Raw genomic sequence first — 23,738 nt, forward strand, 5'->3', positions numbered from 1 at the left:
TCCACATGAACGGCTCGCGCTACTTCCTCAACCCGCTCGCTCTCGGCTACCTGCTCGTCGTGGCCGCCGTCGTCGGCTGGGTCGGTGTGGACGCGCTGTTCGTCGAGCACGCCGACGCGAGCCTCGCGGGGGTCTGGGCGTTCCTGGTCACGGCCCCGGCCTCGCTGCTGTTCGTGATGCTGCCGGGCGCACTCGCGTGGGCCGGGATCGTCGTCGGGGCCCTGGTGAACGCGGCGGTGCTCGGGGCGGCGTACCAGAAGGCCTCCGGCCGCCTGCGTCCTACCGCCTGAACTACCCTTCCGCGACCGCCACTTGGGCCTTCCGCAGCCGCTCCGGCTCCGCCACGACGTCGATCTCCCGGATGAGGTCGCCGTCGAAGGTGAACCGGAGCAGTACGCGCAGCCGGCCCTCCTCCAGCATCGCCATCCCGACCTCGCCGTCGACGAGGACGAGCGCGGCGGACCGGGCCCGGCCCAGGGAGGCCATCGCGCCCTCGGCGACCGGGCGGGCACCCCGGACGAGAACGGGCTCGGGGGTCGGTACGACGGCCCGGTCGGCGTGCAGCACCACGTCCGGGTGGAGCAGGGCGAGCAGGGCGTCGAAGTCGCCGCCGCGGGTGGCGGCGAGGTAGGCGTGCACGACCCGGTGCCGTCGTGAGGCGTCTCCGGTGGGCGCGGGGGCGCCCTTGACCCGGCGACGGGCCCGGCTGGCCAACTGCCGGGTGGTCGCCGGGGTTTTGTCGATCATCGGGGCGATCTCGTCGAACGGCACCTGGAACATGTCGTGCAGCACGAACGCGAGCCGTTCGGCGGGCGCGAGCGTGTCGAGGACGATCAGCAGGGCGAGGCCCACGGAGTCCGCGAGAAGCGCCTCCTCCTCGGGGTCCACGGCACGCACCGAGGCCGCCGGGATCCGGTCCGCCGCCAACTCCTCCTCGCGGCGGGCCTCCCGCGCCCGCAGCAGGTTGAGGCAGACCCGGGCCACGACCGTGGTCAGCCACCCGCCCGGGTTCTCCACGCCGGAGGTGTCGGCGCGGTCGATACGCAGCCAGGCGTCCTGGAGGGCGTCGTCGGCCTCGCCGAGCGAGCCCAGCATGCGGTGCGCGACGGCCCGCAGCCGGGGCCGGTGCTCCTCGAACTGCGCGGCCATCCAGTCCCGTTCGAGCACGACGCCGACCCTCCCCCGGTTCCCCCTGAACACCCTGGACGCACCCTAGAGCACCGGTCGACCTTGATCTACTGAACGGGTGAATGCCCGCATACCCGGCGGGACAGGGGACTCCGGCCCACCGGCCGGAGTCCCCGTCCGCTCAGAACGTGCCCGCGTTCAGGGCCGTCTGGAGGTGCCGGGTGGTGTCCGCGCCCCACTTGCCGTCGACGCCCGAACCAACCTTCTTCTGAAGAGCCTTGACCGTGTTGGGCCCGACCACACCGTCCGCGGTGACCTTCAGATAGCCCTGGAGGGCCTTCTTCGTCAGCGGGCCGAAGGAACCGTCCACGCTCAGCTTGGCGCCGTGCTTGTTCAGGGCGCGCTGCATCGCCGCGCAGGTCGCGGGCCCGAACTCACCGTCCACCGTGAGCTTCCCGGCGGCCGGCGGGCGCGGGGCGGGCGGTGTCGGCTTGGTGCCGCCCTTGAGCGCGGACTTCATCACCGCGGCCGACGCCGGCCCGTACTGGCCGTCGACCGTCAGGCCGTACTTCTTCTGGAAGGCCCGTACGGCGGTGTCGGTGGCCGCTCCGAAGTCGCCGTCGACGACCAGGCCGGACTTCATGACGGTGTTCAGGTTCTTCTGGAGCGTCTTGACGGCGGCGCCCTTGGAGCCCTTTCGCAGGATGCCGTCGGTGGGCGGCAGCGGGCTCGCATCACCGTAGCTGGGCCGGCCGTAGCCCACCACACAGGCGGAGTTGCGGCTGCGGCGCTGGCACTTGTCGCTGGTGTTGCCCTCGATGGTGGTGATGGTGCCGTTGGAGTGCACCGCCTCGACGACGCCGACATGGTCGATGCGGCCGATGGTCCGGCTGCCGTCCCAGTCGAAGAAGACGATGTCACCCGGGCGGATCCCGCCCAGCCCGTAGTGCCAACGCCCCTTCGCCTTGAAGGCGTTGGCGTGCGCGACCGTGTACGCGAACTTTCCGCACACCGCGCCGAGGTTGTCCGAGTGGGCGGCCGCGTAGCTGACGGTCATGTCGCACCACGCGTCGTCGAAGCCGTACCAGTCGGTGACCTTGTTGCTGTTCGAGCCGGGCGGGTACTCACCGGTGCCGATGAGGGCGCGCATCTGCGCGAGCATCCCCGAGACGGATCCCATGTCAGACCTCCGCGTTCTCGGGAAAGACGGAGATGTCCCCCTTGACGACCTTCTTCGGGTCCTGGCTCACCCCGGCCTGGTCCGGGTCGACGTCGAACAGCCCGGCGCCGCCTCGCGGTTCCACCGGCTTCTGCTCGCTCGCTGCAGCGGCAGCGGCTTGGTTCTCGGCCATACGGCTCCCCCATGGATGTGGTTCCAGTACTTATCCGTGAGTCTGCTGAGCCGTGAGGCGACTGTCGTTGGCAGCGCGCGCACTGTTTGTTGGCAGGGAGCGCCCTCGGAAGCACGAGGGGGAGATCCCGTAGGCGGTGCGGAACGCCCTGCTGAAGTCGGCGGGTTGGGCGAAACCCCAGCGGGCCGCGATGACGTGCACGGGGAGGTGTGCCAGCCGTGGATCGGCCAGGTCACGGCGGCACCGCTCCAGGCGCTGCGCCTTGATCCAGGCGGCCACGGTCAGGCCCTGGCGCTGGAAGAGGCGGTGCAGATAGCGGGTGGAGATGTGGTGCGCGGCGGCCACGTCGTCGGGCGTGAGGCGGCCGTCGCCGAGGTGCTGAAGGACGTACGCCTGGACGCGCGGGAGGAGCGGCGCAGGGGCGGGTTCCGAGTGCCCCGAGTCCAGGAGCGCACCGCTGAGTTCGAGTACGGCCACGCCCAGCCGTCGTTCCTCGGCGGACCGGTAGGGGGTGGTGTCCCGGGCCAGTCCCGTCAGTAACCCGGCGACCAGTGCGCCCAGCCCCTCCCGGCCGCTGAGCGTGCGTGCCACGCACTGCCCCGGATCACCGGGGACGACGGGGAGATGGGCGGTGACGACCGTGTTCCGGGGCGCGGTGAACGCCAGCCGGAACGGCCGGCCCCCGTCCAGCAGCACCAGGTCCTCGCGGCCGGCCCGTGCACTGCGGCCCTCCTGGTCGAGGACGAGCTCACCGGCCAGCAACAGCGCCAGATGGTACGGTCCCGCGCTGCCTCCGGTCAGCGACAGGGCCGGGCAGCGCACCGCGGACACCCGCACCCCGCCCAGCTCCCGCACGCTCCCCGGTCTGCCCAGCTCCCTCGTCCAGCCTTCCGCATCCATCGGTCCCCCCGAGGTGAATGAGTACGCCTGACACCAGAGTTACCAAGTCCGCGTAAACATCCGATGGACGTCGCGCCCCCGTCAGAACACGGGCGTACCGCCCTGCGTCAGCTGCCAGTTGGTGACCGCGAAGTCCTTCGGGTCCAGCGTGGCCTTCGAGGTCACGTAGTCGATCATCAGCTGGCGGATCTCGTTGGTGGAGCTGTAGGCGATGTCCGCGGCGGCGATGTGCGGGTAGCCGGAGCCGCCGTTGGCGCGGTAGTTGTTGACGGCGACGACGAAGACCTGGTCGTCGGTGACCGGAGTGCCGTTGTAGGACAGGTTCTTGATCCGCGAACCCTCCGCCTGCGCGATGTCGATGTCGTACGAGACGCCCGCGGCGGTGTCGTACATGTAGTCCCAGAAGCTGTTGGCGTTGGTGAGGGTCGCGGTGTCGACCTTCGTGCCGGCGGCCACCTGGTAGTAGTACTTCGCCGCGTACTCCAGGTAGTCCTTGAGCTGGGCGCCGGTGAGCTTCTTGCCGTACAGGGTGTTGTCGTAGATGTAGAGCCCGGCGATGTCCTTGATGGTGACGCTGCCCGCGGGGATGTCGGCGGTGCGGGAGAAGGGCGCGGCGACCGAGATCAACGGGAGGGCGGCGTCGGCGGTCGACAGGCCGGCCTTGACGGTGTCCATCTGGACCTGGTGGATGAAGTCCATGATCGGGACGTCCTTCCAGCAGGAGTCCGCCGCCGAGAGGTCCTCGGTACAGGTGCCGACGGGCGTGTTGACGTACTTCACGACCAGCTCGTGGTCGGCCTCCAGGAGCTTCTTGATCTCCGGGTCCTCGTCGACCGTGTTGGGGTTCAGGGTCTGGGCGGTCTTGCTGGTCACCTTCCACTGCCCGCGCACGAGTTCCAGCTCGAAGTCGAAGACGCTGAGCCGGTAGCCCCAGCAGTACGGCTCGGAGAGGAGGACGTCCTCGCCGGTCTCCTCGTTCTTCACGGTGTACGACGGCACCTCGACGTGGGTGTGACCGACGAGGATCGCGTCGATGCCGGGAACCTGCTGGGCGACGAGGTTCGAGGCGTTCTCGACGTACGGCAGTTCGTCGCCGTACGACGAGGAACCGTCGAGCCCCGAGTGGTCGGTCAGGAAGACGACGTCACAGCCGAGCGCGCGCAGCCGGGGCACGTACTTCTTCGCCTGCTCGACCAGGCCGGGGAAGACCATCTTCCCGCTGACGTTGTCCTTGTCCCACAGGGCGATGCCGGGGTTGGTGAGGCCGAGGATGCCGACCTTGATGTCGGGGGCGCCCGGCACACAGATCCGCTTCACGGTGTACGGCTGGAAGGCGGGCTTCAGCGTCTTCGCGTCCAGGGCGTTGGCGGCAAGGAGCGGGAAGCGGCACTGGCTCTCGAACTTCCTGAGCACCTCGATGCCGTAGTTGAACTCGTGGTTGCCGAGGGCGGCGGCGTCGTAGCGCATGTAGTTCATGGCGACGGCCATCGGGTGCTTCGGCGCGCCCTTGTCGGTGATGGGCTGCACGCGCGCGAAGTAGTACGCCAGTGAGGTGCCCTGGATGATGTCGCCGGCGTCGACGAGCAGCACATGCTCCTCGCCCTTGGCCGCGCGCTGCTGCTTGATGAGCGTGGCGACCCGGGCGACCCCGACGGAGTTGCCCTTGCTGTCGGAGTAGGCCTTGTCCAGGTAGTAGTCCCAGTCGAAGACGTGGCTGTGCAGGTCGGTGGTGCCGAGGACGGAGAACGACCAGGTGCGGTTCTTCTTCACCGGCTGGTGCTCGGCGGCCTGGGCGGCGGGAGCTCCCGCCGTCCCCGCGACGGCCACGGCCGCACCGGTGACGGCTGACTTCTTCACGAAAGCGCGACGGTTCAGGGGACTGACGGGCATGGAAGGGCTCCTGGAAGGGGGAGGGAGGAGAGACGGAACTACCCGCGTAGATAGTCCCGTCCCGCCGGTTGCGCGCGGAACCAGGAGCAAGCCATGGGCCGGTCAAGGAAGTCCATGACCGGCCCAACAGCCTTCGAACAAAAGGGATTTACAGGAACGAGTTGATCTCGATCGTCTCGTCCCGGCCCGGGCCCACGCCGATCGCGGAGATCGGGGCGCCGGACATCTCCTCCAGCGCCCTCACGTAGTCCTGGGCGTTCTTCGGCAGGTCGGAGAAGGACTTCGCCTTGGTGATGTCCTCGCTCCAGCCCGGGAGGTACTCGTAGACCGGCTTCGCGTGGTGGAAGTCGGTCTGGGAGTACGGGAGCTCCTCGACGCGGCGGCCGTCGATCTCGTACGCGACACAGACCGGGATCTGCTCCCAGCCGGTGAGGACGTCGAGCTTGGTGAGGAAGAAGTCGGTGAGGCCGTTGACGCGGGTCGCGTACCGGGCGATCACCGCGTCGAACCAGCCGCAGCGACGGTCACGGCCGGTGGTGACACCCCGCTCACCGCCGATGCGGCGCAGCGCGTCGCCGTCCTCGTCGAACAGCTCGGTCGGGAACGGGCCCGAGCCGACCCGGGTCGTGTAGGCCTTGAGGATGCCGATGACCCGGCTGATCTTCGTGGGGCCGACGCCCGCACCCGTGCAGGCACCGCCCGCGGTGGGGTTGCTGGAGGTGACGAAGGGGTACGTGCCGTGATCGATGTCCAGGAGCGTGCCCTGGCCACCCTCGAACAGGACGACCTTGTCCTGCTCCAGGGCCTGGTTGAGCACCAGGACCGTGTCGGCGACGTAGGGCTTGAGCCGGTCCGCGTAGCCCAGCAGCTCCTCGACGACCTGCCCGACCTCTATGGCGCGGCGGTTGAAGACCTTGGTCAGGAGCTGGTTCTTGCCGTCGAGGGCCGCCTCGACCTTCTGGGTCAGGATCGACTCGTCGTACAGATCCTGGATGCGGATGCCCACGCGGTTGATCTTGTCGGCGTAGGTCGGTCCGATGCCGCGCCCCGTCGTGCCGATCTTGCGCTTTCCGAGGAAGCGTTCCGTCACCTTGTCGACGGTGACGTTGTAGGGCGTGATGATGTGGGCGTTACCACTGATCAGGAGCTTGGAGGTGTCGACGCCGCGGTCGTTCAGTCCGTTCAGCTCGGAGAACAGGACCGACGGATCGACGACGACACCGTTGCCGATGACCGGGGTACACCCCGGAGACAGGATTCCGGAAGGGAGGAGGTGGAGGGCGTACTTCTGATCGCCCACGACTACCGTGTGGCCGGCGTTGTTGCCGCCCTGGTAGCGCACCACATAGTCCACCGAGCCACCGAGCAGGTCGGTCGCCTTTCCCTTGCCTTCGTCACCCCACTGAGCACCGAGCAGCACAAGTGCGGGCACGCGCGTACACCCCTTCCGGGCGGGGCATGTCCAAGGTCGGGGGCGTACGCGTACGGTTCCTCCGTCGCGTGCACCACGGCCGTCGTCGGCCGCTGCCCGTCGGACCCGGGTGCCCCGGAATAGACGAAGCCCCTGGCGCAATAGCGCAAGGGGCTCTTGCACAAAGATGCTACCCGAGGAAGCGAGGCATGGCCGAGGTGGCGACTTCCGCGACTTTTGATCACCTGCTGGTGGTGATCGACCCGGTCGCCCGGCAGACGGACGGCGAGTCCGTACGGATCGTGAAAGACGTGCTCAGCGCGGGTGCGGCGACGAAGGTGTGTCTGCCGGAGGGGCCCGAGGAGTTCGCCCGGGCGCTGGCACGGCGCGGCTCGCGTCGGCCGGTGGTCGTCGGCGACGACCGTGCGCTGATGCGGGCGGTGGTGCTGCTGCACCGGCAGCGGGAGCTGGCCGAATGTGTGCTGTCGGTGGTGCCGGTGGGGCCGATGCTCGGAGTCGCCCACGCCCTCGGGGTGCCTACGGGGGCGGTGGCGGCCGCGCGGGCGGTCCTGGACGGGGCCGAGCGGCGGCTGGACATGCTGGTGGACGACAGCGACGGGGTGGTCCTCGGCGCACTGCGGATTCCCGCGCTGGTCGCGCGGGAGGAGTCCGTGGAGGCCGCGCGGCCCTGGCTGCGGACCTGCCAGTCCCTCGTACGGACCCTGGTGCCGGCCCGTCCCGCCCGGGAGACCGCGCCTGCCCTTCCGGGGCCCTCGCGGCTGCGGGTGGAGGTCGACGGGGTCACGCTGGTGGGCCTGGACCAGCCCTTGGAGTCGGTCTCGGTGACCCCCGGCTCCGGCGGCGGCCTGGCCTCGGTGGAGGTACGCCCGCTGTCGGTGGGCGCGGAGGCGTCCCCGCTGCTGGCCACCGGCAGGACGGTGACCGTCACCGGGGCGGATTTCCGGTACCGGGCGGACGCGGGGGTGGCGGGACCGGTACGGAGACGGACGTGGACGGTGCGGGAGGGGGCGTTGGGGTTGGTGCTGCCGGGGCGGTGAGGGGGGGACCGGGGGGAGCCTTGTGGTCGGGGCTACCCCGGCAGTGCGTCCGTCTCGTCCTTCAGGTTCACCCCGGTCAGGCCCAACTCCCGTGCCCTGGTCATCAGCCCCGCCAGCTTTTCCGCCGCCCCCGCGTAATTCAGGCCCAGCGGGGGGCGGATGTTGGACAGGCAGTTGCGGTCGGCGTCCGTCGTCACGACCGGGGTGGGCCGGTACGTGAGATACGCGCCCAGGGAGTCCGCCGCCGACATACCGGGCCGTTCACCGACCAGGACGACGACCATCGCGGCACCCATCGCCTGCGCGACGTCGTCGCCGAGGGCCACGCGGGCCTGTTCGGCGAGGACGACGGGAGCGAGGTGCCAGTCCTCGAGGCGGGCCGCCGTCTCCCGTACCACCGCCGCCGCGTGCTCGTGCACCGCCCGGCTGGACAGCCCGTCGGCGACCACGAAGACCGCGTCCCACTCCCCCGTGGGCAGATGGGCCCGGTCCGTGGGGTCGAGGCGGCGGCCCAGGTCCGGTCGCTGGAGGTAGGTGAGCCGGTCCGGAGCCGAGCTGCGCACCCGTACCGTCGGCGTCCCGGCCAGCCCCGCCGCGATCACGTCGGGCTCGAACGGCGAGTGCACGGCGTCCCGGGCGGCCGCGTGCGCCGCCTGAAGTTCCAGGCGGTGCCGGGTGGGGAGGGCGGAACCGGCGCGGCCGAGGCCGATGCGGGCCTGGGTGCGCTGCCGCAGCGACGACCACAACTCACTTGTCTGTACGGCCACTTCGCTCATGCCGCCAGTTCCTTCCCGATAGCCGTCAGCGGGTGGGCCGCTCCGGTCGTCTCGCGGATCCCGCCCTTCTCGTCCAGCAGCCCGATCGAGTCGAGCCAGGTCTCGAACTCCGGTGCCGGACGCAGCCCCAAAACCTCCCTGAGGTACAACGCGTCGTGGTACGAGGCGGACTGGTAGTTGAGCATGATGTCGTCGCCGCCCGGCGTGCAGATCACGAAGGACGCCCCGGCCACGCCGAGCATCGTGAGCATCGTGGCGATGTCGTCGTCGTCCGCGTCGGCGTGGTTGGTGTAGCAGATGTCCAGCCCCATGGGCAGGCCGAGGAGTTTGCCGCAGAAGTGGTCCTCCAGGGCGGCGCGCAGGATCTGCCGGCCGTCGTAGAGGTACTCCGGGCCGATGAAGCCGACGACCGTGTTCACGAGCAGCGGGTCGTAGCGCCGCGCCACCGCGTACGCCCGGGCCTCCACCGTCTGCTGGTCCACCCCGTGGTGCGCGCCCGCCGACAGGGCGCTGCCCTGCCCGGTCTCGAAGTACATGACGTTCCGGCCGACCGTGCCCCGCTCCAGGGCGAGGGCGGCCTCGTACGCCTCGTCGAGCAGCCCCAGCGTCACCCCGAAGGACGCGTTCGCCGCCTGTGTCCCCGCGATCGACTGGAAGACCAGGTCCACCGGGGCGCCCCGGGACATCAGGTCCACGCTCGTCGTGACATGGCACAGCACACAGGACTGGGTGGGGATCGCGTACCTCTGGATCACCCCGTCGAGCAGTTCCAGCAGGTCCCGTACGGCCTTGGGGCTGTCGGTGGCCGGGTTGATGCCGATCACCGCGTCGCCGGAGCCCAGCAGCAGTCCGTCGAGGAGGGCCGCCGCCACGCCCGCCGGGTCGTCGGTCGGATGGTTGGGCTGGAGCCGGGTCGCCAGCCGTCCCGGCAGCCCGATCGTCGAGCGGAACGCGGTGACCACGCGCACCTTGCGGGCCACCGCGACCAGGTCCGCGTTGCCCATCAGCTTGGAGACCGCGGCGACCATCTCGGGCGTGAGCCCGGGCGCGAGGGCGGCCAGCGCCCCCGCATCGGCTCCGGGAGACAGCAGCCACTCCCGGAACTCGCCCACCGTCAGCCCCGCCACCGGCGCGAAGGCAGCCGTGTCGTGCGTGTCGAGGATCAGCCGGGTCACGTCGTCCGTCTCGTACGGGATCAGCGGCTCGGTCAGAAACTCCGTGAGCGGCACGTCCGCGAGCGCCCAGCGCGCGGCCACCCGCTCCTGTTCGGATGCGGCGGCGAGTCCGGCCAGCCGGTCGCCGGAGCGTTCGGGACTCGCGGCGGCGAGCAGACGGGCGAGGGTGTCGAAGCGGTGGTGTCGACCGCCGAGAACGGACGTGTAGCTCATGCCGACGACGCTACGAGCCGCGTGTTGCCGTCAGATTTCTAAAGGTCTGGTTGACAAACATTTAACGCCCCGAGACCCTTGCTCGACTTATTCGGTCTACAGAGTTCCGGTTCGGCACGTAGTGGACGGACAAGGAGAGGGGCCACCCGATGGCAGTGGACGAGGGAGTCGCCCCGGCGGCGAAGACGGACGAGGGAGGCACGGTTCACCGGCTGAAGCCCAACGCCATCGGCCTGCTCGGCGTGGTCTTCATGGCCGTGGCGACCGCCGCGCCGATCACCGCGATGACGGGCAACGTGCCCTTCATGGTGTCGGCGGGCAACGGCATCGGCGCGCCCGCGAGCTACCTCGTCGCAATGGTCGTCCTGGCAATCTTTTCCGTCGGCTTCACGTCGATGGCGAAGCACATCACCTCGACCGGCGCCTTCTACGGCTTCATCTCCTACGGCCTCGGCCGCACGGCGGGCCTCGCCTCGGGACTGCTCGCCACCTTCGCGTACGTCGTCTTCGAACCGGCGCTCATCGGCATCTTCTCGACGTTCGCGACGGGCACGCTGAAGGACCAGACCGGGGTGCACATCCCCTGGTGGGCGTTCGCGGTCCTGATGCTCGCGGTCAACGCGATGGGCACCTGGTTCGGTGTCTCGGTCGCCGAGAAGCTGCTCGTCGTACTCCTGGCCACCGAGGTGACGATCCTCGCCGCGATGGCGGTCTCGGTCGCCTTCCACGGCGGCGGCCCCAACGGCTTCAGCCTCGACCCGGTCAACCCGGTCAACGCCTTCAAGGGCACGTCCGCCGGCCTCGGCCTCTTCTTCGCCTTCTGGTCCTGGGTCGGCTTCGAGTCCACGGCGATGTACGGCGAGGAGTCCCGCAACCCGAAGAAGATCATCCCCAAGGCGACGATGATCTCCGTCCTGGGCGTCGGCGTCTTCTACGTCTTCGTCTCCTGGATGGCCATCTCGGGCACCGGCGAGTCCAAGGCCGTCGATGTCGCCACCGCCAACCCCCTGCAGCTCTTCTTCGGCCCGACCGAGCAGTACGTCGGCCACTGGGCGGTCGACGTCATGCAGTGGCTGATGATCACCGGCTCGCTGGCCTGCGGCATGGCCTTCCACAACTGCGCCGCCCGCTACATGTACGCGCTGGGCCGCGAGGGCGTCCTGCCCTCGCTGAAGCACACGGTCGGCCGCACCCACCCCCGGCACGGCTCTCCGCACGTCGCGGGCCTGGTGCAGACGATCGTGACCGCCGTACTCCTGCTGGCGTTCTGGGCGGCCGGCAAGGACCCGTACAGCGGCACGTACGTCCTGCTCGCGATCCTCGGCACGATGGCGATCCTGATCGTGCAGGCCGTGTGCTCCTTCGCGGTACTGGCGTACTTCCGCACGCACCACCCGGAGAGCCGCCACTGGTTCCGGACCCTCACGGCCCCGCTGGTCGGCGGCATCGCCATGCTCGCCGTGGTCGTCCTGCTGGTCTCCAACATGAGCGCGGCGGCCGGCACGGAGTCCGGTTCGCTGGTGCTGAAGGCCACGCCGTGGCTGGTGGCTGCCGTCGCGGCGCTGGGCATCGGGTACGCGCAGTACCTGAAGCGCCGGTCGCCCGAGCGGTATCTGCTGCTGGGGCGGACGGTGCTGGAGGAGACAAAGGAGCGCTAGGCGACAGGCGCTAGTTCCCGAACAGCTTGGCGTGATGGGACTTCCAGCGTTCCATCATCTCCGCCACGTCCTTCTCGATGAACTCGAAGAACGCGAGGGTCTCGGCCAGCCTGTGTCCCGCCGGTGTCTCGGCGCCCAGGCTGGCCACTCCCTCGCGCAGGGCGTCCTCCCAGCGTTTGATGATCGCCTCGCGGTTGGTGAGCGCCTGGTACCACTGGTCGGAGTGGACCCGGTAGCGCTCCCGCCGCGAGCCGGGCTCCCGCTCGCGCGACAGCATGTGCACCTGCGCCAGGTAGCGCACCGCTCCGGACACTGCCGCAGGGCTGACCTGGAGTCGCTCGCCCAGTTCGGCGGAGGTCAGAGCTCCGCTGTCGGACGCGAGCAGCGCCGCGAAGACCCGGGCCGGCATACGCGACAGCCCCGCCTCGACGAGCTGCGCCGCGAACCGCTCCACGAACCGTGAGACCGCCTCCGGGTCCCGCTCCACCGCATCCGTCATGGTCACCACCCTAACGGGGATTCACACGCTTCCTTAACTTCACAAAGTTCTGAAGAAAGCGTACGTTCTGAAGCATGACGAAGGCCATCACCGTCTCCGGGCTCCACAAGTCGTTCGGGAAGACCCACGCCCTCGACGGCCTCGACCTGGACGTCGAGACCGGCGAGGTGCACGGCTTCCTCGGCCCCAACGGCGCCGGAAAGTCCACCACCATCCGCGTTCTGCTCGGCCTGCTGCGCGCCGACTCCGGCGCCGCGCAGGTGCTCGGCCGCGACCCGTGGGCCGACGCGGTCGAGGTGCACCGCCGGATCGCCTACGTCCCCGGGGACGTGACGCTGTGGCGCAACCTCTCCGGCGGCGAGGTCATCGACCTCTACGGACGGCTGCGCGGCGGTCTCGACGCCGGTAGGCGAGCCGACCTGATCGAGCGCTTCGAGCTGGACCCCACCAAGAAGGGCCGCACCTACTCGAAGGGCAACCGCCAGAAGGTCGCCCTGGTAGCCGCGTTCGCCTCGGACGTGGACCTGCTGATCCTGGACGAGCCGACATCGGGCCTGGATCCGCTGATGGAGGAGGTCTTCCAGCGCTGTGTCGAGGAGGAGCGGGAGCGCGGCCGTACGGTCCTGCTGTCGTCCCACATCCTCAGCGAGGTCGAGGAGTTGTGCGACCGGGTGAGCATCATCCGGCGTGGCCGCACGGTCGAGACGGGTTCCCTCGCCGACCTGCGCCACCTGACCCGCACCAGCGTCACGGCCGAACTCGCGGGCGCCCCCAACGGGTTGGCGCGTCTGCCCGGCGTCCACGACCTCGACGTCCAGGGCCACCGGGTCCGGCTGCAGGTGGACACGGACGGACTCGACGCGGTGCTGAGGCAGTTGAGCGAGTCCGGGGTGCGCTCGCTGACGTCGACACCGCCGACGCTGGAGGAACTGTTCCTGCGGCACTACCAGGACGAGGGGGCGGCGTCATGACCTCCCTCGTCGGCACGGGCGTCCTGCTCCGCTTCAACCTGCGCCGCGACCGGCTGATGATCCCGGTGTGGGTGGCGGTGAACACCCTGATGGTCCTGTCCATGCCGAACACCCTCAAGGGCATGTACGGCACCGGGGCCGAGCGCGCCGACCTGCTGCACCAGGTGGCCACCAACTCCTCCTTGCGCGCGCTGATCGGCCCCGTCTTCGGCGACTCCCTCGGCGCCCTCACCGCCTGGCGCGTCGGCGTCTACGCGGGGGCGCTCACCGCCGTCACCGGTCTCCTGGTCGTCGTACGCCACACCCGTGACGAGGAGGAGACCGGCCGGCAGGAGCTGATCGCCTCCGGCGCGGTGGGCCGCCGCGCCTCACTGACGGCCGCGCTGCTGGCGGCGGGGGTGGCGAGCGGTGTGCTCGCACTGCTGGTGACGGCGGGCCTGGCGGGCCAGGGAGCGGCGGGCGCCCTGGCGTTCGGCCTGGGCCTTGCCGCCATGGGCATGCTCTTCGCCACGACGGCCGCGATCGTCGCGCAGCTGACGGAGAGCGCGCGGCTGGCGCGGGGCCTGACGGCGGGAGTGCTGGGCGTGGCCTTCGTGCTGCGGGCGTCGGGCGACTCGGCGTCCACCGACGGGTCGTCCGTCCTGACCTGGCTGTCGCCGCTCGGCTGGCTGTCGCAGTTGCGCCCCTTCGCGCGCGAACGCTGGTGGGTGCTGGCGCTGTTCGCGGCGGCGGTGGCGGTCCAGGGCGCGCTGGCCTACGTACTGGCGGGCCGCAGGGACGTGGGCATGAGCTTCGTGCCGACGCGCCCGGGGCCCCCTGTCGGCCGCCTGGGCACGGCGGGCGCCCTGGCCTGGCGGCTGCAGCGGGGCGCCGTGCTCGGCTGGTCGCTCGGCTTCTTCCTGGCCGGTGTGGTCTACGGCGGTCTGACGGACGGCGTGGCCGACCTGGTGGGCGACAACGAGAAGGCCCGCGAGATCTTCGAGCGGATGGGCGGACACTCCGGGATCACGGACGCCTTCCTCGCCTCGATGACCGGGATGCTGGGGCTGGTGGCCGCGCTGTACGTGGTCGCGTCGGTGCTGCGGCTGCACGGTGAGGAGACGTCGATGCGGGCGGAACCGGTGCTGGCGAACGCGGTGGGCCGCCTGCGGTGGGCCTCGGGCCATCTGGTGATCGCCTTCGGAGGCTCGGCGCTCATCATGCTGTTCGCGGGCCTCGGCTTCGCCGTGGGCTACGGCAAGGAGGTCGGCCCCGTCCTGGGCGCGTGCCTGGTGCAGGTGGCCGCGGTGTGGGTGGTCGGCGGACTGGCGGTCCTGCTGTACGGCCTTGCCCCGCGCGTCGCCCCGCTTGCCTGGGGAGTCGCCGGGGTGGTGCTGCTGATCGGCTGGGTCGGCCCGGCCCTCGACGTCCCGCGGGCGGTCCTGGACCTGTCCCCCTTCGGCCACCTGCCGAAGCTGCCGGGCGGGGAGATGGAGTGGGGGCCGGTGCTGGTCCTGCTCGCTCTTGCGGCGGTCCTGGTGACCGGGGGCTTGGCGGGGTTGCGACGCCGGGATCTGACGAGCTGAACCGCAGCCCGGGAACGCACGTCCCTTCAGACATGAAACGGCATGTGGACGGAGTGACCTGCGGGGGCTGTGCGCTGTCGGCGGCGGGGGCGACCGCGGCCCCGCTGCTGTGGCTGTCCATGTCCCGCACCCAGCGCCACCTGGGCGGCGGCTTCGAGAACGAGGGCATGGACTTCTCAGTCCTGCTGACGGAGCTGCCGTTCGTGGTGTTGGGGGGAGCGTTTCTGCCGCTCCTCGTCTTCACGCTGTTGGTGCGGTGGGGGGACCGGCGGCGGGGCTGATCCACCCACCGAGTGATCACATCACCTCGACACTCAGCCCCTCCAACCCCCGGATCACGAAGTTCGGCTTCCTCTGCGGCTCCGCCGCCAGGGCCAGCGTCGGGGCCTTCTCCAGTACGGCCGTCATGGAGGCGGCCAGCTCGATACGGGCCAGGGGTGCGCCGATGCAGTAGTGGATGCCGGCGCTGAAGGAGATGTGCGGGTTGTCGGCGCGGGTGAGGTCGAGGCGCTCCGGGTTCGGGAAAGTGGCCGGGTCGTGGTTGGCGGAGCCGAAGAGCAGGGCGATCTCGGCACCGCGCGGGATGGTCGTCCCGTCGATCTCGATCTCGTCCAGGACCCAGCGTTCGAAGAGCTGGAGGGGGGTGTCGTAGCGCATGAGCTCTTCGACGGCCCGGGGGACGAGGGAGTGGTCCGCGCGCAGTCCGGCGAGCTGGTCAGGGTTGCGGAACAGCGCCCACCAGCCGTTGACCGTGGCGTTCACGGTGGCCTCGTGACCCGCGTTGAGCAGCAGGACGCAGGTGGAGATCATCTCCTGCTCGGTGAGCCGGTCGCCCTCGTCGTGGGCGGCGATGAGCCCGGAGATGAGGTCGTCACCGGGGTTCTTGCGGCGCTCGGCGATGAGTTCGCGGAGGTAGTCGGAGAACTCGACCGACGCCCGTACCGCCCGCGCCGCCACATCCTCCGGCGGGTTCAGCTCGTACATCCCGCAGATGTCGGCCGACCAGGGCCGCAGGGGCGCCCGGTCCGCCTCCGGGATCCCCAGCATCTCGGCGATGACGGCCACGGGGAGCGGCTCGGCGACATCGGTGAGCAGATCGCCACCGCCCTCCGCGACGAGCCGGTCCACCAGCTCGCCGGCCAGCCTGGTCACATACGGCCTCAGCTGCTCGACCGTACGCGGCGTGAACGCCTTCGACACCAGGCGCCGGATCCGGGTGTGGTCCGGGGGCTCCAGGTCGAGCATCCCGTGGTCGTTGAGCGTGTGGAACGGCTCGTGCGCGGCGGGCGGCGCGGTCCGTCCGAAGTCCTCGTGCGTGAACCGGTGCTGGTACGTCCGCCCGAGCCTCCGGTCCCTGAGCAGCGCGGAGACGTCCGCGTGGTGCGGGACGAGCCACTGGTTGGTGGGCTCGTAGTACTGCACACGGCCGTTGGCGCGGAGCTCGGCGTAGGCGGGGTAGGGGTCGGCGAGAAACGCCGGGTCCCAGGGATCGAAGGCTGCCATGCGGGGACGCTAGCCCGGGAGGCGTGCTTCTGACCAGGGGTGTTCTTTCAGGTGGTCGACGAGGGCGGTGAAGGCGGGGGGCGTGAAGGTGAGGGGGGCTCGGGCGGGGGCCTTGGAGTCGCGAACGGCTATGCGGGAGCGCAGTTCGGCGATCTCGACGCAGGTGTTGCCCTCACCGCCGCCCGAGTAGGTGGACTTTCGCCAGTTCATCAGAGTTCCTTCGTCAGCCGGTGAATGAAGTCCCGGGACTCCGAGGGGTCCAGCGACGACCCCTTCACCGTACGGAAGAGCGTTCGTAGCCGATTCAAGGGGGCTTCCGCATCGATGAACAGGGTCCCCGTCGGGGCGTCAAGGAACCCGGTGTCCAGCTTGGGCACCGGGCCGCCCATGTACATCATCGACGCATCAGCACCAGCGAAGCCGTCCCGGTCGACCGGGACGACCCGCACCGTTGCGTGCCCCCTTTCGATCTCTTCCAGAATGAGTCGAAGCTGAGACACGGATGTCTGGCGGTCGGCCACGCGGATGCGCAGGGCAAACTCGTGGACCACCGTCTCGTACGGCGTCGGGTCGTTGCCCTCGATCGCCACGCGCCGTCTCATCCGGTGCTCCACGCGATGAGCCAGCTCACTCTCGGGAAGCTCCGGGCGCATATACCTGAAGACCGCGCGGGCATAGGCCGGGGTCTGGAGCAGCCCGGGAACATGCGTGATCACGACCTCCTGCAGGAACGTCGCATGATGTTCCGCCTCGGCCACGTCCAGGTTCACTTGGGGCAGGACTCCCCTGTAGTCGTCCCACCAGCCATGCGTGCGTTCGGTCGCCATCACCACGAGCGCGTCGATCAACGCCTCGTCCGTGCAGGCGTACTGCGCAGCAAGGCGGCGCACCCGCGTCTCACTCACGCCTGCGATGCCGGACTCGATCTGACTCATCTGAACGGAGTCGGCTCCAAGCAGCGCGGCAGCCTCACGCGCTTTGAGCCCCGCGGCCTCACGCAGCTTCCGCAGCTCGGCGCCCAAGCGCACCTGGCGTGCGGTCACTTGCCGTCTCGGCGGCATCACTTCCTCCTCGCCCTCAACGGCCCCGGAGCAGCGGCTCGTTCGGAGTCAGATTACGCGACACGCTTGCCGTGTCAGAAATTTATGACGTACCGTCGGTGACGCGACGCACACGTTGCGGAACCCCGGGGTACCGGAAGCGCACCGCCCCGTCCTGCCATGACGGGCGCGACACTGCCACCGCCCGCCGCCCGCAACCCCCCACCACCCGAACGGAGTTGCCGCATGCCCGAGCCCTGGGAGTACGTGCTCCACATCCCCAACGACCCCCGAGCCGTCACCGTCAGCCGCCGCACCCTCCGCCTGATCCTGACCATGCACGGCCTGATCACCCTGGTCGACACCGCAGAGCTGCTCGCCACCGAACTGGTCTCCAACGCCGTGCTGCACACCAGGGGCCCCGCCGCCCTGCGAGTGCGCTGGTCGCCGCCGGGAACGCTCCGTCTCGGCGCGTGGGACGCGGACCCCGAGCCACCCGAGCCACCGACCCGGTTGGACCACCTCACCGACGCGGAGAACGGCCGCGGCCTCGCCCTGGTCCGCGCCTGCGCCGACGTGTGGGGCTGGCAACCCCTGTCCAGAAACGGCAACCGCGGCAAGTACGTGTGGTGCGAGCTGGCCGCGGCATAGGTCCTCGCGTGAAATGTCCATGAGCCAGGATGTGCACATGACGCAAAAAAGCCGTGTTCTGCTCTCTCTCCTCCTGCTGCCGGTCCTGCTCACAGGATGCGACGCGGACAAGGAGGAGGGGACGGCACGGACAGCCGCCGACCTCGACGCCGCCGCCAAGACCTGGGGCGTCGAACCGGAACTCGTCTATGTCACCGAGGTCTCCGGCTACACCGTGTTCCAGGCGTCGGTCGGCGAGTACGACGGCGAGTTCGTCGCCGCCTATCGGTCCAAGAATCGTGCCACCCGATTCGGCCTCTTCGTGGATCGGGGCACGCTGACAGCCGAGAACTGCTCCGAGCAGCCTCTGGGCGAGGTGACGGCCGAGCGGGTCAGCTGTGAGCCCGACGGCGACGCCTGGTATCGCAAGGCGGGCGCTTCCCACGAATACGCGATACCCCGCGACGGCGTGGTGATCCGGCTCATCGCCGACACGGAAAAGGTCGACCGCGCCGTTCTGCGCAAGGCGGCCAAGGCGGTCCACCGCCCGGACGACGCCGAACTGGCTGAGCTCTTGCCGGCGACGAACGGCGCAGGCATCTGAAAGCTCCCCTGTCACCTCGCCCGGCGGTCCGCACGGAGACGGGTTGACCCTCGACCTTGTGCAGGGCCCAGAGTTCAGGCGTGGAGAACGACATGCGCAGCATTGGCGAGATGGCTCGCGACAGCGGACTGGGCGTGAGCGCCCTGCGGTTCTACGACCGTGCCGGTGTGCTCGTGCCGGCCTGGGTGGATCCGGTGAGCGGATATCGCTGGTACGAACCCGGGCAACTCGAAGAGGCCCGGCTGCTGGCCCGCGTGCGCCGGGCCGGGATGCCGCTGGCGGACATCCGGCTGGTGCTGGCCAGTTGGTCCGGCACGGACACCGATCTGGTCAGGAAACTGCTCACGGCGCACCTGCGCCGCCTGGAACTGGGGCTGGCCGACGCCCGCAGCGAGTTCTCCGCACTCCGAGCCCTACTCGACCAACGGGAGAACCTCATGACTTCGCTCCGTGTCGCCACCGTCCGGCTGACCATCGCGGCGCCCGAGCTGGCGGCCGCACTGGACACCGTCCGTTTCGCGGCGAGCACCGACCCGGAACTGCCCATGCTCGGCGGGATCCTGTTCGACATCGAGGGCGCGACCCTCCATGTGGTGGCCACCGACCGGTACCGCCTGGCCGTCGCGAGGGCCGCCGTCGACGGGCACGACGCGAGCCGGGTGCAGGTCATCGTGCCCACTCCGCTCGCCGACGCGATGCGGGCGCTGTTGCACGGCGGGGAACCCGTCCGGCTCTCGCTCGACGGTGACCGCGTGACACTGGAGGCCGGGGACAGGCAGGCCGCCGGCCGGTGTCTCGACCACGACTTCCCCGACTACCGGCGTCTCCTCCCCCAAACCGGTGACCGACGGGCCCTCGTCGAGGTCGCGGACTTCCGGAAGGCCCTGGAGACGGGTCCCGTCCGCAGCGACGAGACCGGAACGCATGACCTCAGCGTGCTCAGGGTGACGGATGACGGCACGGTTGTCCTCTGCCCCGACGGCGACGCCGGCGACCCGGACCGCGTCGCAGTCAACCGAGAGTTCCTGCTGGACGCGCTGGCCGCCGGGGCCCGGGACCGGCTGGTCCTGGAGCTCACAGCCCCCACGGCGCCGATCGCGATCCGGCGCCCCGACGACGAGGGCGGCTTCTCGATCCTGATGCCGGTCCGCCTGGAGGACTGACGCCACGCCACGTCGCCGAGAGGACCGCACACGCCCTACCCCGGCGTCACCAGCCGCGCCTCGTACGCGAACACCGCCGCCTGCGTACGGTCCCTGAGGCCCAGCTTCACCAGGATGCGGCTGACGTGGGTCTTGATCGTCGACTCGGCGACCATCAGCCGCTCGGCCATCTCCGAGTTCGACAGGCCCTGCGCGATCAGGATCAGGACCTCCGTCTCGCGGTCGGTGAGGTCTCCGTAGGCAGAGTGCGCCGAGGTCATAAGGCGGGGGGACTCGGAGAGTTTGGAGAACTCCGTGATCAGCCGCCTGGTGACCGAGGGTGCGAGGAGAGCCTCGCCGGAGGCCACCACCCTTACCCCCTCGGCGAGTTGACGGGCCGAGGCGTCCTTGAGGAGGAAGCCCGAGGCTCCCGCGCGCAGGGCCTGGTAGACGTACTCGTCGAGGTCGAAGGTCGTCAGGACCAAGACCTTCGCCGTGCCGTCCGCGGCGACGATCTCCCTGGTCGCCTCGATGCCGTTCAGCTCCGGCATCCGGATGTCCATCAGAACCACGTCGGGGGCGAGTTCACGGACCCGGTCGACCGCCTCGCGGCCGTTGACGGCCTCGCCGACCACCTCGATACCCGGCATCGCGTTCAGCAGCACCGAGAAGCCCTCGCGGACCATCATCTGGTCGTCCGCGACCAGGACCCGGATCGTCATGCGTCACCCTCGTCCCTGAGCGGCACCGGGAGGAACACCGCCACCTCGTACCCTCCCTCGTCCGTGGCACCCGCCGTCATCTCGCCGTTCAGCATGGAGACCCGCTCCCGCATGCCGGTGATGCCGTGGCCCGCTCCGGGCGAGGGCTTCAGCAGCGACAGCTCGGGCCGCGGGCCGTTGACTATGCGCAGGCCCAGGCCGCCCAGGACGTATCCGATCTCGACCCGTGCGCTCGCCCCCGGGGCGTGCCGCAGGGTGTTGCTCAGCGCCTCCTGGACGATCCGGTACGCCGACAGCTCCACGCCCTGCGGGAGTTCGCGCACCGCCCCGGTGACCGCCTTGTCGACGCTCAGGCCCGCCTCCCGCACGTTGCCGAGCAGGGCGTCCAGGTCGGCGAGGGTGGGCTGCGGGGCGTCCGGTGCCTCGTAGTCCTCGGCGCGGACCACCCCGAGGACCCGGCGCAGCTCGGTCAGGGCCGCCACCGCATTCTCCCGGATCGTGGCGAACGCCTTCTCCAGCTCCGGAGGCGGGTTCTCCACCCGGTAGGGCGCGGCCTCCGCCTGGATGGCGACGACCGACATGTGGTGGGCGACCACGTCGTGCAGCTCGCGGGCGATGGTCGTGCGCTCCTCCAGGAGCGTGCGGCGGGAGCGCTCGTGCGCGGTCACCGTCTGCTGCGCGGTCACCGTCTCCTGGGCGTCACGGCGTATGTGCCAGACACTGACGGCGAGCAGGGCCAGGGCGGAGACGAACAGCAGCTGCACCGTGTCGGAGCTGTTGTAGTGCCCGCCGCTGAAGGCTCCCTCCCACATCAGGCCGTAGACCCCGGTCAGCAGCCACATCCACGCCGCTGTGCGCGGCCTGGTGCGTATGGCCACCAGCGTGAGCACCATGAGGTGGCAGGCGAAGCTGCCGTCCAGCCAGGGCCACTCGTCCCAGGCGGTGAAAGCCACCGCGTAGGTGGCCGCGGTCGCGCCCATCGAGACCCAGAAGGCCAGGACCGGCCGCACCATGGTCAGCAGTACCGGGGCCAGGGCGAGCACGCCGACGAAGAGACTGGTGACCTCGCCGGTGTCACTGTTGGCCGAGCCGATGAGCATCGCGAGCAGGCCGGCCGCGGTGATCAGCACGTGCGGTGTCCAGGCCACGTACTCCCGCGCTCGGCCGGGCAACCTGCGAGAGAGCCCCCTGTCGACGCGCATCGGGGGCAGCGGGCGATAGGCGAAGGCATCGCTGATCAAGTCGTGCCGCAGGCCACGCAGGGCGTCCACGGCGGCCCTGAACTCCGGGCTGCGGGGCTGGTACGCGTCGAACTCGCCGCTGTCGCCGTGCGGGGGTGTCATGTATGTCTCGGTCGTCTCGGTCACAGTCAAAAAGGTAGGCGCGGGCGGCGGTCACCGTCGTCACCAACGAGACGGGTCCTTCGGCGTCCCTCTCAGGTACTACGGGTACCGGAGGGTCGCGGATCAGTAGCCCGACGGCCGCACCAGCCCCGACTCGTACGCGAACACCGCCGCCTGCGTACGGTCCCTCAGGCCCAGCTTCACCAGGATGCGGCCCACGTGGGTCTTCACCGTCTGCTCGGCCACCACGAGCCGGTCGGCGATCTCCGCGTTCGACAGGCCCTGCGCGATCAGGGCGAGGACTTCCGTCTCCCGCTCGGTCAGCTCGCCGACCCGGCTCTTGAGCGGGGAGCGGGGCCGGTTGTCGAGGCGGGAGAACTCGGCGAGCAGCCGCCGGGTGATGCCGGGCGCGAGCAGAGCGTCCCCGGCCGCCACCACCCGCACGGCCTCGGCGAGCTGCTCCGCGGAGGCGTCCTTCAGCAGGAACCCGGACGCGCCGGCCCGCAGCGCCTCGTAGACGTACTCGTCCAGGTCGAAGGTGGTCAGCACCAGGACCCTGATCTTCGGGCGCTCACCGGTGATGCGGCGGGTGGCCTCGATGCCGCCCAGCTCGGGCATCCGGATGTCCATCAGGACGACGTCCGGGACGAGTTCGGCGACCTTGGCGATCGCGTCGAGGCCGTCGACCGCCTGCCCGATCACCTCGATGCCGGGCTGGGCGCCCAGCAGCACGCTGAAGCCCTGCCGGACCATCTGCTGGTCGTCGGCGATCAGTACGCGGATGCTGCCGCTCGTGCCGCTCGTCATGCGGTGTCGTCCTTCGGGTCGGTGAGGTGGTCGGGCGCGCCCGGGGGTGCCGTCGGAAGATACGCGGCCACCTCGTAGCCGCCGTCGGGCCGGGGGCCGGCGCGCAGGGTGCCGCCGAGCATCGCGGCCCGCTCCCGCATGCCGAGCAGGCCGTGCCCCGCGCCCGGGGAGGACGGCACGCTGCGGGTGGGCCGTGAGTTGACGATCCGCACGTCCACGCCGTGCACGTAGTGGACGAGCGCGACGGAGGCGGTCGCGCCGGGCGCGTGGCGCAGGACGTTGCTCAGCGCCTCCTGCACGATCCGGTACGCCGACAGGTCCACGCCGGGCGGCAGCGGCCGCCGGGCACCTCGCACGTCGACCTCGACGGCCGTTCCGGCCGTCCGGGTGTTCTCCACCAGCGCGTCGAGCCGGTCGAGGGTGGGCTGCGGGGCGTGCGGCGCGGTGCCGGTGGCGGGGTCGGCGGGCCGCTCCGGCGTCTCGGGGTGCTCAGCCCGCAGCACGCCCAGGACCCGGCGCAGTTCGGTCAGCGCCTCCAGCGCGTTCTGCCGGATGCCGTCGAGGTTCTCCCGGAGCTCTTCGGACGGGTTCTCGACGAGGTGCGGGGCGACCTGCGCCTGGATCGAGATGACGGACATGTGATGGGCGACGACGTCGTGCAGTTCGCGCGCGATACGGCTGCGCTCCTCCAGGAGGGTGCGGCGGGCCCGCTCCTCCGCGGTGAGGGTGGTCTGCTCGACGAGCGCCTTGCTGGCCTCCCGACGGCCGCGCAGGGCGGTGCCGAGCACCACCACCACGGTGAACAGGATGACTGCGAGCACCCCGGTGGGCTGGAAGTCGGCCGCACCCAGCACGCCCTCGAGGAGGTACGTGAGAAGCAGGGTCACCGCCAGCGCCTCGACGGCCACGCGCATGGGCACCCGCAGGGCGAGCAGCAGCAGCACGGCCATGTGCCCGATGAGTCCGGCGGAGCTCCAGGGCCAGGTGAAGTCGTGCGCGCCGCCGGCCAGCAGCTGGCGGCGCACCTCGATGGCGCCGACCACCATGGCGATGGTCGAGAACCACCACGCCGGGACGGGCCGCCACAGCGCGAACACGACGGCGGAGCCCTGTGCGAGACCGATCGCGAAGGCGAGTGTCAGCCCCACCCCGCCGTTGTCCGAGAGTTGCCCCACGGCGCCGACCGTGACCCCGAAGGCCAGCATGCACACCACACCGTGCGGCAGCCACCGCAGCCACACCGACGGAGGCAGCGGATCGACCCGCAGCGTGCACAAGTCCTCGCGCAGCACATGCAGCCAGCGCCGTATGCCGCCGACCACCAGCTGCCGGCTCCCCGTCTCCGTCACGC

At 70.3% G+C, this 23,738-nt stretch carries 25 protein-coding genes; 9 read left to right on the forward strand and 16 right to left on the reverse strand.

Translation table 11 applies throughout. The features are described 5' to 3' along the window. The first annotated feature begins 5 nt into the window (after positions 1 to 5). Positions 6 to 290, forward strand: coding sequence for an SCO4225 family membrane protein (locus tag RNB18_RS06680; RefSeq protein ID WP_311713673.1), 285 nt, complete (start codon positions 6 to 8; stop codon positions 288 to 290). A 1-nt stretch (position 291) separates the two neighbouring features. Here RNB18_RS06680 and RNB18_RS06685 read toward each other — a convergent pair whose 3' ends face one another. The 6 genes from RNB18_RS06685 to RNB18_RS06710 all read right to left on the reverse strand — a co-directional run bounded on the left by RNB18_RS06685 (position 292) and on the right by RNB18_RS06710 (position 6,702). After that, on the reverse strand, positions 292 to 1,167 hold the full coding sequence (locus RNB18_RS06685) for a sigma-70 family RNA polymerase sigma factor (protein WP_394817596.1): 876 nt from the start codon (positions 1,165 to 1,167) through the stop codon (positions 292 to 294). 142 nt (positions 1,168 to 1,309) lie between these two features. Continuing rightward, positions 1,310 to 2,308 carry a peptidoglycan-binding protein gene (locus RNB18_RS06690; RefSeq protein ID WP_311713216.1) on the reverse strand — a complete coding sequence of 333 codons (999 nt, stop codon included), beginning with the start codon at positions 2,306 to 2,308 and terminating at the stop codon, positions 1,310 to 1,312. Position 2,309: 1 nt separating this feature from the next. Beyond that, complete coding sequence (locus tag RNB18_RS06695) at positions 2,310 to 2,480, reverse strand: hypothetical protein (protein ID WP_266516015.1); 171 nt, start codon at positions 2,478 to 2,480, stop codon at positions 2,310 to 2,312. A 30-nt stretch (positions 2,481 to 2,510) separates the two neighbouring features. Further along, entirely contained in the window at positions 2,511 to 3,380 is an 870-nt protein-coding gene (locus RNB18_RS06700) for a helix-turn-helix domain-containing protein (protein WP_311713217.1), read from the reverse strand. An 81-nt stretch (positions 3,381 to 3,461) separates the two neighbouring features. Continuing rightward, positions 3,462 to 5,270, reverse strand: a complete 1,809-nt coding sequence (locus tag RNB18_RS06705; RefSeq protein ID WP_311713218.1) for a bifunctional metallophosphatase/5'-nucleotidase — start codon at positions 5,268 to 5,270, stop codon at positions 3,462 to 3,464. 148 nt (positions 5,271 to 5,418) lie between these two features. Beyond that, the gene (locus RNB18_RS06710) at positions 5,419 to 6,702 is read right to left on the reverse strand and encodes an adenylosuccinate synthase (RefSeq protein WP_311713219.1); all 1,284 of its coding nucleotides are present in this window, start codon (positions 6,700 to 6,702) and stop codon (positions 5,419 to 5,421) included. Between the two features lie 188 nt (positions 6,703 to 6,890). Here RNB18_RS06710 and RNB18_RS06715 point away from each other — a divergent pair, with 188 nt between their 5' ends. Continuing rightward, positions 6,891 to 7,739 carry a diacylglycerol kinase family protein gene (locus tag RNB18_RS06715; protein ID WP_311713220.1) on the forward strand — a complete coding sequence of 283 codons (849 nt, stop codon included), beginning with the start codon at positions 6,891 to 6,893 and terminating at the stop codon, positions 7,737 to 7,739. A gap of 32 nt (positions 7,740 to 7,771) precedes the next feature. On the opposite strand, the gene eutC is transcribed toward RNB18_RS06715, so the two are convergent. Both eutC and RNB18_RS06725 read right to left on the reverse strand, forming a co-directional pair. Further along, the gene (eutC, locus tag RNB18_RS06720) at positions 7,772 to 8,515 is read right to left on the reverse strand and encodes an ethanolamine ammonia-lyase subunit EutC (RefSeq protein ID WP_311713221.1); all 744 of its coding nucleotides are present in this window, start codon (positions 8,513 to 8,515) and stop codon (positions 7,772 to 7,774) included. Further along, entirely contained in the window at positions 8,512 to 9,903 is a 1,392-nt protein-coding gene (locus RNB18_RS06725; RefSeq protein ID WP_311713222.1) for an ethanolamine ammonia-lyase subunit EutB, read from the reverse strand. Before RNB18_RS06725 ends, eutC begins: the two co-directional genes overlap by 4 nt. Positions 9,904 to 10,052: 149 nt before the next feature. Between RNB18_RS06725 and RNB18_RS06730 the strand changes: the two genes are divergently transcribed. Beyond that, the gene (locus tag RNB18_RS06730; RefSeq protein ID WP_266561856.1) at positions 10,053 to 11,561 is read left to right on the forward strand and encodes an APC family permease; all 1,509 of its coding nucleotides are present in this window, start codon (positions 10,053 to 10,055) and stop codon (positions 11,559 to 11,561) included. Between the two features lie 10 nt (positions 11,562 to 11,571). Here the strand turns inward: RNB18_RS06730 and RNB18_RS06735 are convergent, their stop codons facing one another. Beyond that, positions 11,572 to 12,060, reverse strand: coding sequence for a GbsR/MarR family transcriptional regulator (locus RNB18_RS06735; RefSeq protein ID WP_266561858.1), 489 nt, complete (start codon positions 12,058 to 12,060; stop codon positions 11,572 to 11,574). 74 nt (positions 12,061 to 12,134) lie between these two features. Between RNB18_RS06735 and RNB18_RS06740 the strand changes: the two genes are divergently transcribed. The 3 genes from RNB18_RS06740 to RNB18_RS06750 are packed head-to-tail and all read left to right on the forward strand — an operon-like array spanning position 12,135 to position 14,877. Continuing rightward, a complete protein-coding gene (locus RNB18_RS06740) occupies positions 12,135 to 13,031 on the forward strand; it encodes an ABC transporter ATP-binding protein (protein WP_311713223.1) in 897 nt (298 codons plus the stop codon). Then, on the forward strand, positions 13,028 to 14,596 hold the full coding sequence (locus RNB18_RS06745) for an ABC transporter permease (RefSeq protein ID WP_311713224.1): 1,569 nt from the start codon (positions 13,028 to 13,030) through the stop codon (positions 14,594 to 14,596). Before RNB18_RS06740 ends, RNB18_RS06745 begins: the two co-directional genes overlap by 4 nt. 32 nt (positions 14,597 to 14,628) lie before the next feature. Beyond that, positions 14,629 to 14,877 (forward strand): hypothetical protein, encoded by a 249-nt coding sequence (locus RNB18_RS06750; RefSeq protein ID WP_266561864.1) that lies wholly within the window; start codon positions 14,629 to 14,631, stop codon positions 14,875 to 14,877. 16 nt (positions 14,878 to 14,893) lie between these two features. On the opposite strand, the gene RNB18_RS06755 is transcribed toward RNB18_RS06750, so the two are convergent. Genes RNB18_RS06755 through RNB18_RS06765 form a run of 3 tightly spaced genes read right to left on the reverse strand, consistent with a single transcriptional unit; the run spans position 14,894 to position 17,160 of the window. Continuing rightward, positions 14,894 to 16,099 carry a cytochrome P450 gene (locus RNB18_RS06755; protein WP_311713225.1) on the reverse strand — a complete coding sequence of 402 codons (1,206 nt, stop codon included), beginning with the start codon at positions 16,097 to 16,099 and terminating at the stop codon, positions 14,894 to 14,896. A 9-nt stretch (positions 16,100 to 16,108) separates the two neighbouring features. Next, entirely contained in the window at positions 16,109 to 16,309 is a 201-nt protein-coding gene (locus RNB18_RS06760; RefSeq protein ID WP_311713226.1) for a DUF397 domain-containing protein, read from the reverse strand. After that, positions 16,309 to 17,160, reverse strand: a complete 852-nt coding sequence (locus tag RNB18_RS06765) for a helix-turn-helix domain-containing protein (RefSeq protein WP_311713227.1) — start codon at positions 17,158 to 17,160, stop codon at positions 16,309 to 16,311. The genes RNB18_RS06760 and RNB18_RS06765 overlap by 1 nt, the downstream gene beginning before the upstream one ends. Before the next feature lie 225 nt (positions 17,161 to 17,385). Here RNB18_RS06765 and RNB18_RS06770 point away from each other — a divergent pair, with 225 nt between their 5' ends. The 3 genes from RNB18_RS06770 (at position 17,386) to RNB18_RS06780 (ending at position 19,536) form a co-directional block, all read left to right on the forward strand. Beyond that, positions 17,386 to 17,790, forward strand: coding sequence for an ATP-binding protein (locus RNB18_RS06770; RefSeq protein WP_266561872.1), 405 nt, complete (start codon positions 17,386 to 17,388; stop codon positions 17,788 to 17,790). Between the two features lie 37 nt (positions 17,791 to 17,827). After that, positions 17,828 to 18,373, forward strand: coding sequence for a hypothetical protein (locus RNB18_RS06775; RefSeq protein ID WP_266561874.1), 546 nt, complete (start codon positions 17,828 to 17,830; stop codon positions 18,371 to 18,373). A 92-nt stretch (positions 18,374 to 18,465) separates the two neighbouring features. Beyond that, positions 18,466 to 19,536 (forward strand): DNA polymerase III subunit beta family protein, encoded by a 1,071-nt coding sequence (locus RNB18_RS06780; protein ID WP_311713228.1) that lies wholly within the window; start codon positions 18,466 to 18,468, stop codon positions 19,534 to 19,536. A gap of 35 nt (positions 19,537 to 19,571) precedes the next feature. On the opposite strand, the gene RNB18_RS06785 is transcribed toward RNB18_RS06780, so the two are convergent. The 4 genes from RNB18_RS06785 to RNB18_RS06800 form a co-directional block, all read right to left on the reverse strand. Beyond that, positions 19,572 to 20,237: a response regulator transcription factor gene (locus tag RNB18_RS06785; RefSeq protein WP_062049301.1), complete on the reverse strand. Its 666-nt coding sequence runs from the start codon at positions 20,235 to 20,237 to the stop codon at positions 19,572 to 19,574. Next, a complete protein-coding gene (locus RNB18_RS06790; protein WP_311713229.1) occupies positions 20,234 to 21,604 on the reverse strand; it encodes a sensor histidine kinase in 1,371 nt (456 codons plus the stop codon). The genes RNB18_RS06785 and RNB18_RS06790 overlap by 4 nt, the downstream gene beginning before the upstream one ends. Before the next feature lie 99 nt (positions 21,605 to 21,703). After that, positions 21,704 to 22,387, reverse strand: coding sequence for a response regulator transcription factor (locus RNB18_RS06795; RefSeq protein ID WP_311713230.1), 684 nt, complete (start codon positions 22,385 to 22,387; stop codon positions 21,704 to 21,706). Continuing rightward, on the reverse strand, positions 22,384 to 23,736 hold the full coding sequence (locus RNB18_RS06800) for a sensor histidine kinase (protein ID WP_311713231.1): 1,353 nt from the start codon (positions 23,734 to 23,736) through the stop codon (positions 22,384 to 22,386). The genes RNB18_RS06795 and RNB18_RS06800 overlap by 4 nt, the downstream gene beginning before the upstream one ends. Positions 23,737 to 23,738: the final 2 nt, after the last annotated feature.

The sequence above is a fragment of the Streptomyces doebereineriae genome (assembly GCF_031845645.1).
GTDB classification, from domain to species: Bacteria; Actinomycetota; Actinomycetes; order Streptomycetales; family Streptomycetaceae; genus Streptomyces; species Streptomyces canus.